This window comes from Acuticoccus sp. I52.16.1, assembly GCF_022865125.1.
Taxonomy (GTDB): Bacteria; Pseudomonadota; Alphaproteobacteria; order Rhizobiales; family Amorphaceae; genus Acuticoccus.
The window spans coordinates 4072492-4089500 of record NZ_CP094828.1; the positions used below are offsets into that span (position 1 = coordinate 4072492).

Annotated in this window: 14 protein-coding genes; 7 read left to right on the plus strand and 7 right to left on the minus strand. The window is 70.0% G+C overall.

Going from position 1 to position 17009, the window contains the following annotated elements; translation table 11 throughout:
• Positions 1-126 precede the first annotated feature (126 nt).
• The 3 genes from MRB58_RS18350 to MRB58_RS18360 are packed head-to-tail and all read left to right on the plus strand — an operon-like array spanning position 127 to position 5132.
• Positions 127-3048: an FAD-binding and (Fe-S)-binding domain-containing protein gene (locus MRB58_RS18350; RefSeq protein ID WP_244778536.1), complete on the plus strand. Its 2922-nt coding sequence runs from the start codon at positions 127-129 to the stop codon at positions 3046-3048.
• Positions 3049-3062: 14 nt separating this feature from the next.
• Entirely contained in the window at positions 3063-3746 is a 684-nt protein-coding gene (locus tag MRB58_RS18355) for a GntR family transcriptional regulator (RefSeq protein ID WP_244778537.1), read from the plus strand.
• 48 nt (positions 3747-3794) lie between these two features.
• Positions 3795-5132: a flagellar biosynthesis protein FlgA gene (locus MRB58_RS18360; RefSeq protein ID WP_244778538.1), complete on the plus strand. Its 1338-nt coding sequence runs from the start codon at positions 3795-3797 to the stop codon at positions 5130-5132.
• Between the two features lie 41 nt (positions 5133-5173).
• On the opposite strand, the gene MRB58_RS18365 is transcribed toward MRB58_RS18360, so the two are convergent.
• From MRB58_RS18365 to MRB58_RS18395, 7 genes are all read right to left on the minus strand, one after another.
• Positions 5174-5899, minus strand: a complete 726-nt coding sequence (locus MRB58_RS18365) for a hypothetical protein (RefSeq protein WP_244778539.1) — start codon at positions 5897-5899, stop codon at positions 5174-5176.
• A gap of 7 nt (positions 5900-5906) precedes the next feature.
• Positions 5907-6668 carry a hypothetical protein gene (locus tag MRB58_RS18370; RefSeq protein ID WP_244778540.1) on the minus strand — a complete coding sequence of 254 codons (762 nt, stop codon included), beginning with the start codon at positions 6666-6668 and terminating at the stop codon, positions 5907-5909.
• A gap of 27 nt (positions 6669-6695) precedes the next feature.
• Positions 6696-7409 carry an arginyltransferase gene (locus tag MRB58_RS18375; protein WP_244782044.1) on the minus strand — a complete coding sequence of 238 codons (714 nt, stop codon included), beginning with the start codon at positions 7407-7409 and terminating at the stop codon, positions 6696-6698.
• A gap of 144 nt (positions 7410-7553) precedes the next feature.
• Complete coding sequence (locus MRB58_RS18380; protein ID WP_244778541.1) at positions 7554-9359, minus strand: SLC13 family permease; 1806 nt, start codon at positions 9357-9359, stop codon at positions 7554-7556.
• A gap of 325 nt (positions 9360-9684) precedes the next feature.
• Positions 9685-10950: a threonine ammonia-lyase gene (locus MRB58_RS18385; protein ID WP_244778542.1), complete on the minus strand. Its 1266-nt coding sequence runs from the start codon at positions 10948-10950 to the stop codon at positions 9685-9687.
• Between the two features lie 8 nt (positions 10951-10958).
• A complete protein-coding gene (hemB, locus tag MRB58_RS18390; RefSeq protein ID WP_244782045.1) occupies positions 10959-11924 on the minus strand; it encodes a porphobilinogen synthase in 966 nt (321 codons plus the stop codon).
• Between the two features lie 150 nt (positions 11925-12074).
• Positions 12075-12293, minus strand: coding sequence for a hypothetical protein (locus tag MRB58_RS18395; protein WP_244778543.1), 219 nt, complete (start codon positions 12291-12293; stop codon positions 12075-12077).
• Positions 12294-12538: 245 nt separating this feature from the next.
• On the opposite strand from MRB58_RS18395, the gene MRB58_RS18400 reads away from it, so the two are divergent.
• From MRB58_RS18400 to MRB58_RS18415, 4 genes are all read left to right on the plus strand, one after another.
• Complete coding sequence (locus MRB58_RS18400; protein ID WP_244778544.1) at positions 12539-13597, plus strand: enoyl-CoA hydratase/isomerase family protein; 1059 nt, start codon at positions 12539-12541, stop codon at positions 13595-13597.
• Positions 13587-14561, plus strand: coding sequence for a hypothetical protein (locus MRB58_RS18405; RefSeq protein WP_244778545.1), 975 nt, complete (start codon positions 13587-13589; stop codon positions 14559-14561). The genes MRB58_RS18400 and MRB58_RS18405 overlap by 11 nt, the downstream gene beginning before the upstream one ends.
• A gap of 179 nt (positions 14562-14740) precedes the next feature.
• Complete coding sequence (locus MRB58_RS18410) at positions 14741-15259, plus strand: MarR family winged helix-turn-helix transcriptional regulator (RefSeq protein ID WP_244778546.1); 519 nt, start codon at positions 14741-14743, stop codon at positions 15257-15259.
• Positions 15260-15552: 293 nt separating this feature from the next.
• Complete coding sequence (locus MRB58_RS18415; protein ID WP_244778547.1) at positions 15553-16782, plus strand: murein L,D-transpeptidase; 1230 nt, start codon at positions 15553-15555, stop codon at positions 16780-16782.
• Positions 16783-17009 lie beyond the last annotated feature (227 nt).

Below are 17009 nucleotides of genomic sequence, written 5' to 3' on the forward strand. Positions count from 1 at the left end.
CGTCCCCAGCGCCGGCGTTGTTCACCGGTCGGCCCTTTTGCCCGCGGCGTGTTCCGCCCCTTGCGCATAAGGGCTCCTTTGGCCCAGAGTGAATAATGCATTCATTATTCCGTCAAGGGGGGGCAATTGTCGGATTTGCTGAGGCCCGGCCTGCAACGCAGACTCGAGCGTGAACTGAAGGGCGCCGCCCATCACGACGCCTTCACCCGCGGCCGCTACGCGACGGACGCCTCCATCTACCAGGTGATCCCGAGCGCCGTGGTGATTCCCCGCACGATCGAGGATCTGGGCGTGACCCTGGACGCAGCGCGGGAGGAGGGCCTGTCGGTCACGGCGCGCGGCGGCGGTTCCTCGCAATGCGGGCAGACCGTCAACTCCGGGATCGTGGTCGACTTCTCGCGCCACCTCAACCGCATCCTGGAGCTGGACGTCGCCGGCCGCCGCGCCGTGGTCGAGCCGGGCATCGTGCTCGACGAGCTGAACCGACAGCTCAAGCCGCACGGCCTGTGGTACCCGGTGGACGTGTCGACCGCCTCGCGCGCCACCATCGGCGGCATGACGGCCAACAACTCGTGCGGCGCGCGCTCGCTGCGCTACGGCATCATGCGCGACAATGTCCGCTCGATCGACGCCCTGATGGCCGACGGCACCGCCCGCCGTTTCGGCGAGATCCCCGCCGGCAGCAACGATGCGTTGACCCACGGGCTGGTGGCGCTGGGCCTGCGCGAGGCCGACGAGATCGCGGCCCGTTACCCCCAGGTTTCGCGCCGCGTCGGCGGCTACAATATCGACGCGCTGGTGCCGCGGGACGAGCCGATCAACCTCGCCCACGTCCTCGTCGGCTCGGAGGGGACGCTGGCGCTCTCCACAGCTGTCGAGATCACGCTGTGGCCGCTGCCGCCCAAGCGCAAGGCGATGATGGCGTGCCATTTCCCCACCTTCCGCGCCGCGATGGAGGCCGCGCAGCACCTCGTCGCCACCGAGCCGACCTCGGTGGAGCTGGTCGATGCCACGATGATCGGCCTCGGCCGCGAAATCGCGATGTTCGCCCGCACGCTGGACCGGTTCGTGAAGGGCGAGCCGGCGGCCCTGCTCCTGGTGGAGTTCGCCGAGGAGGACTGGGACGAGAGCGCCCGCAAGGCCGCCTCCGTGCATGACGTGATGGCCGATCTCGGCTTCGCCTTCGGCAAGGGCGGGGCACAGGAAGGCGGCGCAGTCGAGATCCTGGACGCGGGGCTGCAGGGCGCCATCGCCGAGTTCCGCCAGGCCGGCCTCAACATCATGATGTCGATGAAGGACGCCCGCAAACCGGTGTCCTTCGTGGAGGACTGCGCCGTCCCGCTCACCGACCTCGCCGACTATACCGAGCGGCTGACCGAGGTGTTCGAGCGCAACGGCACCAAGGGTACATGGTACGCGCACGCCTCCGTCGGCTGCCTGCACGTGCGCCCGGTGCTGAACCTGAAGCTGGAGCAGGACGCCAGGACCATGCGCGCCATCGCCGAGGAGGCGTTCGCGATGGTCAGAGAGTACAAGGGTTCCCACTCCGGCGAGCACGGCGACGGCATCGTCCGCTCCGAGTTCCACGAGCCGATGTACGGCTCCCGCATCGTGCGCGCCTTCGAGGAGGTGAAGGACCGGTTCGACCCGGACGGGCGGCTGAACCCCAATCGCGTCGTGCATCCGCCGAAGATGGACGACCGCACGCTGTTCCGCTACCCGCCGCACTACGGCGCGGTGGAGATGACGCCGCAGCTCGACTGGTCGGCCTGGCCGGGCGCGCTGGGCGGTTTCCAGGGCGCGGTCGAAATGTGCAACAACAACGGCGCCTGCCGGAAGACCGCCGGCGGTGCGATGTGCCCCAGCTACCGCGTCACGCGCGACGAGCGGGACGTCACGCGCGGCCGGGCCAACACGCTGCGGCTGGCGCTGTCGGGCCAGCTGGGACCGGACGCGCTGACCTCGCCGGAGATGGCCGAGACGCTGTCGCTGTGCGTCTCCTGCAAGGCCTGCAAGCGCGAGTGTCCGACCGGCGTCGACATGGCGAAGATGAAGATCGAGGTGATGGCGGCGCGGGTGAAGGCGCACGGCCTGCCGCTGAAGGACCGCCTCGTCGCCTATCTGCCGCGCTATGCCCCCGCGGCGGCCCGCGCCGGCGGGCTCCTGGCGCTGCGGGACCTTCCCGGCATCGCCGCCCTGTCGGAGCGTATCACCGGCTTCGCCGCCGGGCGCTCGCTGCCCCGCTTCCGCCGCGACTTCTTCCGCGACGCCGAGGCCGCGCGGCCCGGCGACGGCGCGAGCCCCGGCGTGGTGCTGCTGGCCGACACGTTCAACCGCTGGTTCGAGCCGGAGAATTTGCGGGCCGCCGTCAACGTGCTCGGCGCCAGCGGCGTGCCGGTCCACGCGCTGGCCGGGGAGGGCGGGCGGCCGCTGTGCTGCGGGCGCACCTACCTTGCCGCCGGCCTCGTCGACGAGGCGCGCGCCGAAGCCGGGCGCATGGTGGCGGCGCTGGCGCCCCACATGGCGGCCGGGCGCCCGGTGATCGGCCTGGAGCCCTCGTGCCTCTTCACGCTGCGCGACGAGTTCCTGTCGCTGCTGCCGGGCGCGGAGACCGCCGAGATCGCCGACAACGCCTTCCTGTTCGAGGAATGGTTCGTCGCCGCGGTGGAAGCGGGCGACATCGTGCCCCCGTTCGAGCCGCGCGCCACCAAGGCCTACATCCATGGCCACTGCCATCAGAAGGCGTTCGGGGCGTTCTCCGCCTCGCAGAAGGCGCTGGCGCTCATCCCGGAGCTTGCGGTCGAGCCCATCGAATCGAGCTGTTGCGGCATGGCCGGCGCGTTCGGCTACGCCGCCGAGACGGCCGACGTGTCGCGCGCGATGGGCGAGCTGTCGCTTCTGCCGGCGGTGCGGGCGGCGGAGGCGGACGCCATCATCGTCGCCGACGGGACGTCCTGTCGCCACCAGATCCACGACGGGGCGGCGCGCGAGGCGATCCACGTCGCGCGTGTCCTGGAGAGCGCCTTGCCACGCGCCGAGCCGGCATAGAATGGAGGAACCGCATGAACACCCATGATGCTCTGCTCGTTCGCCCGCCGCTGTCGATGGAACTGGCCGAGCACATTCGCTCGATGATCATGGCCGGCGACCTGAAGGACGACCAGAAGGTGCCGGAGAAGGCGCTGTGCGAGCGCTTCGGCGTCTCCCGCACGCCGTTGCGCGAGGCGCTGAAGATCCTCTCGGCGGAAGGATACATCCAGCTCGTCCCCAACCGCGGCGCGCGGGTCTGCGGGCTGACGGTGGAAGAGGTGGAGCAGGGCTTCCCGGTGATCGCCACCTTGGAGGGCCTTTCGGGCGAGCTGGCGGTGAAGTTTGCCACCGACGCGGAGATCGCCGCCATCGCCGACATGAACGCGCGCATGCGCGTCGCCTACGAGGCGGGTGACCTGACGGGATATTTCGAGCTGAACCAGGCGATCCACCACGCGCTGCTGGATGCGGCGCGCAACCCGATCCTGTCGCAGCATCACCGCATGCTGTCGCAGCGGATGCGCCGCGCGCGCTTCATCTCCAACATCAGCCCGGTGCGTTGGCGCAAGGCGATGGAGGAGCACGACCTCATCCTCGACGCCTTGCACAAGCGCGACGGAGAGCGGCTGAGCCGCATCCTGAAGCGCCACCTGGAGGCCAAGATACAGACCGTGAAAGCCGCGATCCTCGCGGCGCAACAGGGGACGGACTACTAGATGCATCCAGGGGCTCTCCTATCGGCGGCGGCCACAGCGCGCGTCCGCGTGGCGGTGATCGGCACGGGCGACTTCGGTCGTTCCTTCGTCTTCCAGTCGACCGGTACGCCGGGGCTTGAAGTCGTCGCCGTGTGCGATACGGACGGTGACGCTGCCACCAACGCGCTCGCTCGTGCGGGGATCGCTTCCGACCGCGTCGTCACCGCGACGACCTCGAGCGATGCCAAGGCTGCAGCGCAGGCGGGCAAGCTGGTTTCGACCTGCGACGTCGCGTTGCTCGCGGACGTTGACGTCGATGTCGTGGTTGAGGCGACGGGCAACGCTGAGGCGGCTGCACGTCATGCCCGCGAGGCGATCGCTGCCGGACGGCATGTGGTGATGGTCTCCAAGGAGGCCGACAGCGTGGTGGGGGCGCTGCTGGCGGCGGAAGCCTCGGCGGCGGGCGTCGTCTACACCCCGGTCGACGGGGATCAGCCGGCGCTCCTCATTCAGAAGGTGTTGTGGGCGAAAATCTGCGGGATGGAGCTGATCTGCGCCGCGAAGGCCAGTGAATACGACTTCGTGTGGGACGAGGCCGCGGGCACCGTGAGTTGCTTGGACCGAACAGTCAGTGTCCCCGACTTCGGCTCGCTTTGGCAGATGACGACGCCATCCGAAATCGTCGCGGCGCGCTCGACCATGCTGGCGGGGCTACCGCAGCACACTGTCGCGGACCAAACCGAGATGGCAATCGTCGCCAACGCCCTTGAACTGGAGGTGGATACGCCCGCCTTCCACGCGCCGATCGCCCGTGTCACCGAAATCGCCGACATACTGACCACGAAGGCGCGCGGAGGCATCCTGGATCACAGCGGCGTGGTCGACGTCGTGAACTTGCTCCGCCGGCCGGACGAGTTCAGCCTCGCGGGTGGCGTCTTTGTGGTGGTGGCGTGCGACGACGAGCGGACTTGGGAGATGTTGGCACGCAAAGGTCACTTGGTCAGCCGTGACCGCCGCTCCGCGGTCATCCCTGAGCCGGTGCACCTCCTCGGCGTGCAGTCGGCAACGACTGTGCTTCTGGCGGCGGTGGAGCGTCGTTCGTCCGGATCTGGAACGCAGACGGCCAAATTCGACGTCGTTGCCCGTGCCAACAAGCCGATTCCCGCCGGAACGGTGCTGACGCCGAACGGCGCTCACCATAGCATCGACGGTCTCGATGGTCGCCTGGTGCCGGCGGGTCCGGTGCGGGGCGATGCACCGGTCCCGTTTCATATGGCCTCCGGCTGCACCTTGGCGGCGAACCTCAGCGCTGGCGAGGATCTGACACTGGCACACCTCCACGCCCCACAGGCGTCCACTTTGTGGGCGATGCGGCGAGAGATGGACGCCCGCTTCTGGGGCGACTGAACCGGGCTCGGCCCACCGGCTCGGCAGCCGCGGGGCCGGCGTCAGCGGGCGGCGCGGGCGGCGAGGTCGGTAAAGAGGGCGGGGTCGTAGTGGCGGAAGGCGGTCTCGTCGCGGGCCTCCTGGACGCCGCGCTCCTTGGCGACCTTCTCGACGCCGTCGACGTAGGTCGCGGCCTTCACCCGCTTCACGGCCTTGCGCAGATTGGGGCCGTAGTCGGGCGTGCCGTAGAGACCGAGCACTTTCTCCGCCTCGCGCACCGGGTGGGCGACGAGGTCCTCGTAGGCGATTACCACGCGCGAGGCGCGCTCACCGCGCACCCAGCGGTCCATGAAGCCGCGGTAGGTCGGCAGCATCGCCTCGGCGTAGGCGCGGAAGGTGGCCGGCGTGTCGGGCTCGGCGCTCTTGTGGATGTGCATCTCGTATTGGGAGACGGCCGAAGGCAGGAAGCCGCGATACTGGACGACGAGGCCGAGGCCCTCCGGAACGACCGCGGTCAGGTCGAAGTCGTGCTGCTTGGACATGTGGACGAGGCCGCCGCGGCGGCAGGGAAAGGCCCCGCAGCAGGGCGAGTTGGCCAGCCCCTTGGGCACGAAGTGCTCGCAGTAGCCGAACAGAGGTCCGTAGGTCCCCTGCAGCAGGCGCACCAGGAGATGGTGCCCCGAGCGCGGCCAGCTCACGTTGGCGACGTAGGGGAGCGGCGTCGCGGGGTAGTAGCCGCGGGTCTTCTGCGTCGGATCCGCCGTCGCGCGGCGCGGCCAGAGTTTCATCGCGCGCTCAGGTCGTGACGTCGGTGTCGGTCGTCTCGCCGAGCTCGGCGAAGAAGGCGGCGTCGTAGTAGCGGAACTGCGTGATGTCCCGCCGGTCGGCGATGCCGGCGCCGGCGAGCTTCTTCTCGCCCCCGTCGGCGAAGGTGAGGCCGTCGATCGTGGCGATCACCTCCTCCATGCGCCCCGCGCAATCGGCCGCGTCGAACAGGTCGAGCACCTGGCGCATCTTGCGGGACGGCTCGGCGGTGAACGCCTCGTAGGGGAGGAGGAGGCGGTTGGTGCGCGGACGGCGCACCCAGCGCTCGAGGAAGCGCTCGTAGTCCTCGGCCTTGTGCCGGGCGAAGCGGCGAAATTCCTCGGCACTGTCGACGAGGCCGGGCGAGGTCGCCGCGCGCTGGTCCCAGTGCGAGACGAGGGAGGGCAGGAAGGCGCGGTACTGCACGATGAGGAGGTGGTCGTCCGGCAGCTCGGCGTCGAACTTGAAGTCGTGCTGCTTGGACATGCTGACGATGTCGGTCCGCCGGCAGGGGAAGGCGCCGCAGCAGGGCGAATTCTCGACCTTGGAGGGGGTATAGTACTCGCAGTACCCGAACCAGCCCTCGAACGTCTCGGTCAGGATGCGGGCGAGCAGGACGTGGCCGGAGCGCGGCCAGCTGACGTTGGCGACGTAGGGCAGGCGTCGCGCCGGCCGGAAGCCCGGCACGCGGGGCGGACGGGGGCGCAGCGGCGCGCTCGGCGTGCCACCGCCGTTCGGGATATGCTCGGTCATCCGGCGCGTCTCACAGGGCGTCCGCGTCTATCCGCGCGACCAGCCCTTGGGGCCCAGTCGCTCCTGCGGTTGGAAGCGGGTCTTGTAGGCCATCTTGTCCGACCCATCGACCCAGTAGCCGAGGTAAACGTACGGCAGCCCGATCTCCTTGGCGCGCATGATATGGTCGAGGATCATGTAGGTGCCGAGCGAGGTGGCTCGCCGTTCGGGCTCGTAGAACGAATAGACCATCGACAGGCCGTCGGTCAGCAGGTCCGTCAGCGCGCAGCCGGCGAGGGGGCCGCGGGTGCGCCCGCCCGGCTCGCGGTACTCGAAGATGCGCGTGTCGACGTGCGTGTCCTCGACCATCATCGCATAGTCGAGGACGGTCATGTCGGCCATGCCGCCGTCGGCGTGGCGGGTGTCGAGATAGGCGCGGAAGACGCTGTATTGCTCGGACGAGGGGAGCGGCTGCCGCTCGCGCCGTTCGAGGTCCTTGTTCTCGCGCCAGACGCGCTTGAGCGAGCGCGTCCACTCGAACTCGTCGACCACGACGCGCACGGAGATGCAGGCGCGGCATCCCTCGCAGGCGGGGCGGTAGGCGATGTTCTGCGAGCGACGGAACCCGCCCTGGGTGAGGAGGTCGTTCAACGCCTCGGCCCGCTCGCCGACGAGATGGGTGAAGACCTTCCGCTCGTAACGCTCGGGCAGATACGGGCAGGGGGACGGTGCCGTCAGATAGAACTGCGGATGCTCGGACAAGCGGCGGACGGTGACCCGGCGCCGCGGACGAGCCGGAGCCTCCCGTTCGGCTTCGGCCGTCGCGTCGTGGTCGAAACGGTCGTTCGACTTCACCATGAGCTGAGGGACGCCTCCGCCATTACGTTCGGTCGCCGATCGCGACCGCTAAAGACCGTACCACCAGGGGCCGATGATTGAGAATGCCCCCCATAATAACAGAACCAACGGACCGCCCGCGACCATAAAGTCCCGATAGCGATAATGGCCGGGACCCATGACGAGAAGGTTCGTCTGGTACGCCACCGGCGTCGCGAACGAGGCGTTGGCCGCGAGGATGACTGTGACGACGAAGGGTTCGGCCGGCAAGCCCAAGCTTGCCGCGATTCCGATCGCGATGGGGGTGAACAGGACCGCCGCGGCGTTGTTGGTCATGATGTTGGTCGTCAGCGCGATCAACATGAAGAGCGCCGACATGACGACCCCGGGCGGTGCGCCGGCCAGCAGGCTGAGCAGCCCGTGGGCGATCGTCTCCGCCCCGCCGGTCGCCGTCAGCGCGTTGGACGAGGCGATCGCCGCGGCGATCAGCATGATGATGCGCCCGTCCACCACGCGCGCGGCCTGGCGGGTGTTGAGGCAGCGTGTCGCAAGCATGGCGAAGGCGCCGAGCACCGCGGCTGCGGCGATCGGCATGATCCCCGACGCGGCCGACAGCACCACCGACAGGAAGACCGCGATGGCGGCGGGCGCGTGGCGGCGCGCCGGCACGTCCGCCGCCGTCCAGTCGATCAGCAGCACGTCGCGATTGCCGCGCAGCTCCTCGATCGCCTTGCGCGGGCCGGCGAAGAGCAGCACGTCGCCGGCCTCCATCCGGATGTCGACCATCGGCATGCGCGGCATGCGCGAGCGACGCTCGATGGCGAGCACCACGCACCCCACCTCGCCGCGGAAGCCGGACTGCGCCACCGTGCGGCCGATCAGGCGCGAGCCGGGCGCGACGATGGCCTCCGCCAGGGTGACGACGCCGAGCGGCTTGTCCTCGCCGCTCTCCTTGCCCATCACGGCGGACTTGGTGGAGAGGGCGCGCTCCAGCGCCGGCCGCGTCGCCGCCACGATGACGATGTCGCCCGGCTGGAGCTTGACGTTCTCGAACGGGGGCAGGTGCGGTCGCTCGCCGCGCTGGACCAGCCGCACGGTCATGTCCTGGAGCTGAGGGAACATTCCCTGCTTGCTCTCCGCCCCCACCAGCGGGTGGCCGGCGCGGATCGGGATCTCGGCGATGAACTGCTTGCCGCCGGAGGCCCGCATGGCCTCGGCCATGGTGCGGTTCTCGCGCAGGAGCAGCGGCATGACGCCGAGGACATAAGGCAGGCCGATGCCGGCGATGATCAGCCCGATCGGCGTGAACGAGAAGAAGGAGAGGTCCACCGCTCCCGAATCGCGCGCGACATTGGCGGCGAGGAGGTTGGTCGACGAGCCGATCAGCGTCGTCATGCCGCCGAGGATGGTGACGAAGGAGAGCGGCATCAAAAAGCGCGAGCCGGTCGACTTCAGCGCCGAGGCGAGCGTGGCGATGATCGGGATGAACATCACCACCACCGGCGTGTTGTTGAGGAAGGCCGACAGGGCGGCGATCGACACGAAGGTGACGCAGATGCCGATGCTGCCGTGCTTGACCACCCAGCGCACCAGGATCTGCGCCGGCCGCTCCAGCGCATCGGTGTGGAAAAGTCCCTGGCCGACCACCAGCAGCGCGACGATGGTGATGAGGCCGGAGTTGGCAAATCCCGACAGGATCTCGCCGACGTTGAACTCGCCATGCCCGGCGGGCAGGCCGATCACCGCGAACATCGCGATATAGGCCGCCAGCACGCCGAGGCTGATGGCCTCGATCGAGTAGCGTTCGGTGGCGTAGAGTATGGTGGATACGGCGATGACGAGGAGGGTCCCCACCATCGCGAGATCGGCTTCCATCTAGGCGAAGGCTCGCGTCATGACTGTGTCATCGGCGGTTTTGGCGCACCGGGGCTCTGCTCGTCAAAGCACGACGCGCCGGCGCGCCGCGTCCGGATGACGACGTGCGCGGTGGACTTTGGACCTGCCGTCAATCGCAGGTCCCCTCGAATTGTCCCGTCACGAGGTCCATTCCCTCTCCCTTTTTGCCACAGTGTTCTGCCATGCCGCGGCGCGCGAGGCTATCGCGCCTGTGGGTGGGCGTGGCGTGCGGGTCGGGATCGGCCGGGGCGTGGGCGGTCTCGATGGCGGCGGTGGCGGGTGTCGCGGCGGTCATGGCGTGGCCTCAGAAGCGCCCGTCGACGTGCTCGGTGAGGCGGACCGGCAGCCCCGCCGCGCGCACCGCTTCGACGATGCGCTGGGTGTGCGCGTCGTCCCGCGTCTCGATGGTGAGGCGGATGGAGGTCTCGCGCGCCAGGTGGGTGAGGGTGAGACGATTGTGCGTGACTTCGAGGATGTTGCCGCCGGCCCGCCCGACCGCGGAGGTGATCCGGGCCAGCAGCCCCGGCTCGTCCGGATAGTCGGATTCGATGGCGATGATGCGCCCGGCGCGGGTCAGCTCGCGCACCATGATCGAGGCGGCGATGCGCGGGTCGATGTTGCCGCCGCACAATACGAGGCCGACGTTGAGGCCGCGGAAGAGGTCCGGCTCGGCGAGGAGCGCGGCGAGGCCCGCGGCGCCGGCCCCTTCGGCCATCGTCTTCTGCAGCGTCAGGTAGGCGTTGACGGCCCATTCCAGCGTCGGCTCGTCGACCAGGATCACCCTTTCTACCAGCGCGGCGATGATCGGCAGCGTGACCTTGCCGATGGTCTTGACCGCGATGCCCTCGGCGATGGTGGACCCGCCGCACCGGCCCGGCTCGCCCCGCAGCGCCGCGTAGCAGGAGGGGAAGAGCTTGGCCTCCACGCCGACGATGCGGATCTCCGGCTTGATCGCCTTGGCGGCGGTGGCGATGCCGGCGATCAGCCCGCCCCCGCCGATCGGCACGACGATGACGTCGAGTTCGGGCACGGCCTCCAGCATCTCGAAGCCGATGGTGCCCTGGCCGGCGACGATGCGAGGGTCGTCGTAGGGGTGGATCAGCAGGCGGCCTTCGGCGGCGGCGATTTCGGCGCAGGCCTCGGCGCTCTCGGCGATGGTCTCGCCGGCGAGCACCACGCGCGCGCCGTAGCCCTCGGTGGCGTTGACCTTCACGAAGGGCGTCCGCTCCGGCATCACGATGACGGCGGAGATGCCGAGCTGGGCCGCGTGGTAGGCCACTGCCTGGGCGTGGTTGCCGGCGGACATGGCGATGACGCCGCCGCGTCGCTCCGCCTCCGTCAGCGAGGTGAGCTTGTTGTAGGCGCCACGCTCCTTGAACGAGGCGGTCGGCTGAAGGTTCTCGTACTTGACGAAGATGTTGGCGCCCGTCAGCTGCGACAGGCGCGGCGCGGCGAGGCAGGGCGTCTTCAGCGCCACGCCGTCGAGCCGGCGCGCGGCCTCGCGGATGGCCTCCGCGGTGATCGCGGGCGGCGGGGCGGCGGTGGCGGACGAGGGCGCGGCGGCCTCCATCGGCTGGGTCAGCCGGCGGCGAGGCGGCGCGCGGCGCGCGGCGCGTGGTAGGTGAGGATCCCGTCGGCCCCGGCGCGCTTGAAGGCCATCAGGCTCTCCATCATCGCCCGCTCGCCGTCGAGCCAGCCGTTGGCGGCTGCGGCCTCGATCATGGCGTATTCGCCCGACACCATGTAGGCGAAGGTCGGCACGGCGAACCTCTCGCGCACCCGGCGCACCACGTCGAGGTAGGGCATGCCGGGCTTCACCATGACCATGTCGGCCGCCTCGTCGAGGTCGAGGGCGACCTCGCGCATCGCCTCGTCGCCGTTGGCGGGGTCGAGCTGGTAGGTCCGCTTGTCGCCCTTGAGGGCGCCGGATGCGCCGACCGCGTCGCGGAACGGGCCGTAGAAGGCGGAGGCGAACTTCGCCGCGTAGGCCATGATGAGGACGTTCTCGTGCCCCGCCTCGTCGAGCGCGGTGCGGATGGCGCCGATGCGCCCGTCCATCATGTCCGAGGGGGCGATGATGTGGCAGCCGGCCTCGACCTGCGTCAGCGCCTGACGGATCAGCGCCTCGACCGTGACGTCGTTCATGATCTCGTCGCCGACCATGATGCCGTCGTGGCCATGGCTGGTGTAGGGGTCGAGGGCGACGTCGGTCATGATGCCGACGGAGGGGGCGCGGCGGGCGATCTCGCGGCACGAGCGGCAGACGAGATTGTCGGCGTTGTAGGCCTCGCTGCCGGCCTCGTCGCGCTTGTCCGGGCCGGTGTAGGGGAAGAGGGCGACGGCGGGGATTTTCAGCGCGGCGGCCTCTTCGGCGGCGGCGCCGACCTCGTCGACCGACAGGCGGAAGACGCCGGGCATCGACGGCACCGGCTCGCGCACGCCGCGACCCTCGGTCACGAACAGCGGCCAGATCAGGTCGTCGACGGTGAGCGTGTTCTCGCGCACCAGGCGGCGCGACCAGTCGGCCCGCCGCGTGCGCCGCATGCGCCGGCCTTTGAGCACGCCAGCAACGTCGACAGGACCGCCGCTGATCGTGCGGGGATCGATATCCATGACTTGCCTCTTCAGCACCGCTCGAAGCCGGACTTTAGCGGATGGCGCCGGTTCCCGTCCACGCGCTTGGCGCCGGTGCTACTAGATCGGGCTGAGGCCCTGCATGCGGCTGGTGATCTGGAAATAGAGGAAGAGCCCGGCGACACCGACGAGCGTGCCGGCGGCGTCCAGCACCGGCAGGGTCAGGGCGCGGGACCGTAGCAGACGGCGCGCGGCGGCCTCGGCCGCATCGTCGATCCGGGCGGTGGCGGGCGTGCGGTCGGTCGGCGGGGCGGGCGAAGCAACGGCACATAAGGTCACACGAATTTCGACGGCACATGACGAGCCCCGCGGCGGCGCCGCGCGGGCCGAAGGCGCCCCTTGCCCTGAAAATCACGCGCGCCATCATCAACGATGCACTTCAGCTTCGCCGCGGTGGCCGCTATGTCGTGGGTCGAACCCTTGCGGCGCCGCCGCCTGGAATCGCCCGGCCACCCGAGTTTGGAAGGCACGACCGACACCATGCGCGTAACCACAGTCCGCCCCCCTGCGGGAGCCTGCGAGCGATGAGCGATATCCTGTTCGAGACCGTCGGCCGCGCCGGGCTGATCACGCTCAACCGCCCCAAGGCGCTGAATGCGCTGACCGAGGCGATGGTCCTGGAACTGGGCGAGGCGCTCGACGAATGGGCCGCGGACGACCGCATCGCCCGTGTGGCGATCCGCGGCGAGGGGCCGAAGGCGTTCTGCGCCGGGGGCGATATCCGCTCCGTCTACGACCGGCGCGCCGGTGCGATCGACTTCTTCGCCAACGAGTACCGCACCAACAACCGCATCGCCGGCTTCCGGAAGCCGTATGTGTCGTTGATCCATGGCGTGTGCATGGGGGGCGGCGTCGGCCTTTCGGCGCACGGGCCGTACCGCGTCGCCAACGAGACGCTGACCTTCGCGATGCCCGAGACGGCGATCGGCCTCTTTCCGGACGTCGGCGCCACGCACCTGCTGTCTCGCATGGCGGACGAGGCGGGGATGTGGCTCGGCCTCACAGGCCACCGCATCAAGCGGGACCTCGCCGCGGACGTCGGCTACGTGACGCACCCGGTGGAGGGCTCGCTCGACGCCGCCCTGGACCGCGTCGCCCACGGGCGCGACCTCGGCACGGCGTTGGACGAGCTGGTCGTCGAGATCGAGCCGATGCCGAAGGCGGACCGCAAGGTGATGGGCGAGGCGTTCGCCGCCGAGAGCGTCGTTGCGGTGCTGGACCGGCTGGAGGCGGCGGAGAGCGAGTTCGCGGCGGCCGCGGCGGGCGAGATCCGGCAGCGTTCGCCCACGAGCCTCGCCATCACGTTCGAACAGATCCGCCGGGCGGCGAAGCTCGACCCGGCGGGGGTGCTGGAGATGGACTTCGCGATCGTCGGCCGCGTCCTCGACGGGCACGACCTCTACGAGGGGGTCCGCGCGGTGCTGATCGACAAGGACCAGGCCCCCCAGTGGGACCCGGCGGACATCGAGAAGGTGGACCCGGCCGACATCGCGGCCCACTTCGTGACCGGCCCGCACGGCACGCTGGGGCTGAAGGCGGGCGGTGGCGAGCGTCCCGACCAAGCGTCGTCGCATGCGTCCTGACGAACCGACGCCGCCGGACACCCCGCCCGAGGGCGAGGCCAGGCCGAAAGCCGCGCGCGGGCTGATGCGCACGCGGTCCGCCGAGCCGCCGGCCGACGCCGCGCCGGCGGACGCCACGCCCGAGCCCCCGGCGCCGAGCGACACCGCGTCCGCCGACGCACAACAGGGCGGCGAGCCTCGCCGTGCGGCGCAGCGTGGCGACACGCCGGCGCGGCGGGAGGCTGCCGCGGCGGCACGGGCGACCGGCGCGGCCCGGCCCCCCCGGCCGACCGGCGAGGCGGCCAAGGCAGCGCCGGGCCAGCGCACCACCCTCGCGCTGCCGCCCCCCGCCGATCCGGCGAAGGCCCAGGCCCCCGCGCGCCCGACCAAGGGCGGCGGGGCGGATGCACCGGCCCGCGCGCAGCTTCCCGCCAAGGCGCAGCTGCCCGCCGGCACCGGCCAGGCCAAGCCCGCCCCCGCGAAACCCGGCGCGAAGGCGTCGCCCCGCGACGCCCGCCCGCCGCGCCGCACCGTCTCGCGCACGGCGCCGATGTCGCTGGCGGCGATCCACGCGGCGATGGCCGGACACCAGGAGGGGCACGACCCGGTCCGCCTCGCCATCGACGTCGTCGTCAAGATCGCCTCGGTGGTGTGGCTGGCGGGGGCGGTGATCGTGTGGATCCGCCTTCTGGGCTATTCGGAGGACGCGCTCGTCGCCAGCTGGCACGAGCCGGGCGGGCCGTGGATCTCGACCGCGATCGCCGCGGTGACGATGCCGGTGATCTCGGTGGGGCTCTGGCTGTCGGCCTCGTGGGGCGTCGTCTTGTGGTCCAGCGCGGTGCTGGCGGCGATCATCTCCACCATCGTCAATCCCCAGGCGGTGCCCTTCGGCATGCTGGCGCTGGTCGCCAACGTCGCCGGACTGGCGCTGGCGTGCGGGCTCGCCGCCGTCAAAGGCTGGAGCCAGCGCAGCCGAAACCGCTGAGTGGCGGCGTCGGCGGGCGGTCCGGGGCGCCCAAATAGGGGCTGCGGCGCCTTGTGACGATAATACCACGAGAATTGCGTTCACCTTTGGTTAACGCTGCGGCTTAAGGACCGCTTTAACGCCTCGCGCCAACCTCGCGGAAAAGCGCCCGAACGGGCCGATAACCAAGAGGCAGACCCATGAACTTAGTGGTGCGGCAGACGGACTGTGACAGGGTGATGGATGCACCCGTCACCCCACGAGGAAACGATGCGTACGTGGAGGCGATCCGGCTGATCGAACGCGCGCACCGCCGTTTCCTCGACGTGGTCAAGGACGAACTCGACCGGGTCGGCCGGGACGAGGTGAACAACGTGCAGGCGGTGCTCCTGCACAACCTGGGCGAGGAGGAGCTGACCCCCTCCGAGCTGAAGACGCGGGGCTACTATCTGGGCTCCAACGTCTCCTACAATCTCAAGAAGCTGAACGAGCTGGGCTACCTGCAACAGCGCAAGTCCAACCGCGACCGGCGCACGGTGCGCATCTCCGTCACCGAGAAGGGCTCCGAGGTTGCCGCGCTGGTCGACAACCTGATCAACCGGCACATGCAGTCGCTGGGGCCGATCGGCGGCGTCGAGGCCGAGCAGCTCGACCAGGCGACGCAGACACTGAAGCGGCTCGACCGGTTCTGGAAGGATCAGGTGCTCTACCGCCTCTGACGGGGCGCGCGAGGGCGGGCGCGGTGCCGAACCGGCCGCGCGCCGCGGGACATCGAGAGGGCTCGCGGGGCGGTCGACGCCGGCGAGCCCTCTGCTTTTTGCGCCGGGGCGGCGGCGGGCCGCGGGCTGAGACCGAGGGTCGCAGGCCTCCATCGCGCCGGAAAACGTTGTTCGTTCACCATTTGCGTGGTACCGCGACATCTGTTCCGTGAGTTTCGGGGGGTCGCGTGACTTCAATGGCACGTCGTTCGGTGTGCGCCCGATGGGGTGTATTTGGGCTCGGTCTGGCCGTGATGGCCTTTAGCGGAGCCGCATCGGCGCAGGACATCGGGCAGAGCCCGCTCGCCGCGCTCAGGGACTACAAGCATCAGGCCGAATGGTCCGACCGGTTCGACGCGACGCTGCCGGAAGTGCGCGCCGTCAACTCGCTGTATCCGACCCTGTCGCCCGAGGCGCTGGGTCGCATGCAGATGGCGATCGAACAGTACCGCTCCATCGCCGCGTCCGGCGGATGGCCGACGGTCAACTCTCCCAAGCAGGCGCTGCAACTGGGCGCGCGGGACGGCAACGTGCCGACGCTGCGCCAGCGGCTGATCATCACCGGCGACCTTCAGGAGCGCGGCGGCCGACAGGACGTCTACGATTCCTATGTCGCCGCCGCGGTGCGCCGCTTCCAGCTGCGCCACGGCCTGCCGGCGAGCGGTGTGCTCGACGCGCCGACGCTGATCGCGATGAACGTGCCGGTGCACGTGCGCCTGCGCCAGCTCGAGACCAACCTCGGCCGCATCCAGGAGCGCGGGCAGGGGCTGGGCGACCGCTATGTGCTGGTGAACATCCCCGCCGCCGAGATCGAGGCGGTGGAGAACGGGCGCGTGCGCTCGCGGCATACGGCGGTGGTCGGCAAGGTCGACCGGCCGAGCCCGATTCTCACTTCGCGCGTCCACGAGATCAACTTCAACCCGTACTGGACCGTGCCGGTCTCCATCGTGCGGCGCGACCTGATCCCGAAGATGCAGAACGACCCGTCCTACCTCGCCAACCAGAAGATCCACATCTTCAAGTGGGGCGACGAGACGCGCGAGTACGCCTACACCGAGATCGACTGGAACACCGACGAGGCGACCCAGTACATGTTCCGCCAGGAGCCGGGCGAGCTGAACTCGCTGGGCACGGTGAAGATCAACTTCCACAACCAGCACCAGGTCTACCTGCACGACACCCCGCAGAAGGGCCTCTTCGGCGAGGGGGCGCGGTTCCACTCCTCCGGCTGCGTGCGGGTCCAGAACGTGCGCGAGCTGATCACGTGGTTGCTGGCGCCGAACGGCTGGGACCGCCAGCAGGTCGACGCGGTGATCCGCAACGGCGAGCGGCTGGACGTGCCGGTCGACCTGAAGACGCCGATCCTGTTCGCCTACATCACCGCCTGGGTGAACGCGGACGGTGTGGTCCACTTCCGCGACGACATCTACAACCGCGACGGCGCCGAGACGCTGGCCTACAGCGCCTCCAACACGGTGCGCTGATCGCGCCGAATGCGCCGATGCGCGCGAGACGGGACGCCCGCCGGCACCGGGTCGGCCGCGTCCCGCCCGACCCGGGCCGACGCGAAGAGTGCGGCGATGTGACGAGCCCGGCGATGTGACATGGAAGCGAGGCGCACCGGCCGGTGCGCCTCGCTTCTTGCGTTTGCGGCGCCTCTCAATGCCAGGCGCCAGAGATGCGAGGCGCCGGAAGAGCGGCGCCTCCGCTC